We start from the raw sequence: 1,011 nt of genomic DNA, 5'->3' as shown, positions 1-1,011 counted from the left end.
GCGCATCAGAGTCAGCGTCAACAAGTGCATCAGAATCAGCAAGCACAAGCGCATCAGAGTCAGCAAGCACATCAGCATCTGAATCAGCATCAACATCAGCTTCAGAATCAGCAAGCACAAGCGCATCAGAGTCAGCAAGCACATCGGCTTCAGAATCTGCATCAACATCAGCTTCAGAATCTGCATCAACAAGTGCCTCTGAGTCTGCGTCAACAAGCGCATCAGAATCAGCAAGCACAAGCGCATCAGAGTCAGCATCAACAAGTGCCTCTGAGTCTGCATCAACAAGTGCGTCAGAGTCAGCAAGCACAAGTGCATCAGAATCAGCAAGCACAAGCGCATCAGCCTCAGCGTCAACAAGTGCGTCAGGGTCAGCAAGTACATCAGCTTCTGAGTCTGCATCAACAAGTGCATCAGAGTCAGCGTCAACATCGGCTTCTGAATCTGCATCAACAAGTGCATCAGAATCAGCAAGCACATCAGCATCAGAATCAGCAAGCACAAGCGCATCAGAGTCAGCATCAACAAGTGCGTCTGAATCAGCATCAACGTCAGCTTCAGAATCAGCAAGCACATCAGCATCTGAGTCTGCGTCAACAAGTGCCTCTGAGTCAGCGTCAACATCAGCTTCAGAATCAGCATCAACGTCTGCCTCAGAATCAGCATCAACAAGTGCATCAGAATCAGCAAGCACATCAGCTTCAGAATCAGCATCAACAAGTGCCTCTGAGTCAGCGTCAACATCAGCTTCAGAATCAGCAAGCACATCAGCCTCTGAGTCAGCATCAACAAGTGCCTCTGAGTCAGCAAGCACAAGCGCATCAGAATCAGCAAGCACATCAGCTTCAGAATCAGCAAGCACAAGCGCATCTGAGTCAGCGTCAACATCAGCTTCAGAATCAGCATCAACAAGTGCGTCAGAATCAGCAAGCACATCAGCTTCAGAATCAGCAAGCACAAGCGCATCTGAGTCAGCAAGCACATCAGCTTCAGAATCAGCAAGCACAAGCG

1 protein-coding gene is annotated in these 1,011 nt (G+C 49.1%); it reads left to right on the top strand.

Annotated features, from left to right (window positions below):
* A partial coding sequence (locus SINDD18_RS06230; protein WP_193750837.1) for a hypothetical protein occupies positions 1-1,011 on the top strand: 1,011 nt, incomplete at both ends.

Origin of the sequence: Streptococcus infantis, assembly GCF_001579645.1 — a bacterium.
GTDB classification, from domain to species: domain Bacteria; phylum Bacillota; class Bacilli; order Lactobacillales; family Streptococcaceae; genus Streptococcus; species Streptococcus infantis_E.
The sequence above is the reverse complement of the archived record's forward strand: the minus strand, read 5'-3'. Positions and strand labels throughout refer to the sequence as shown.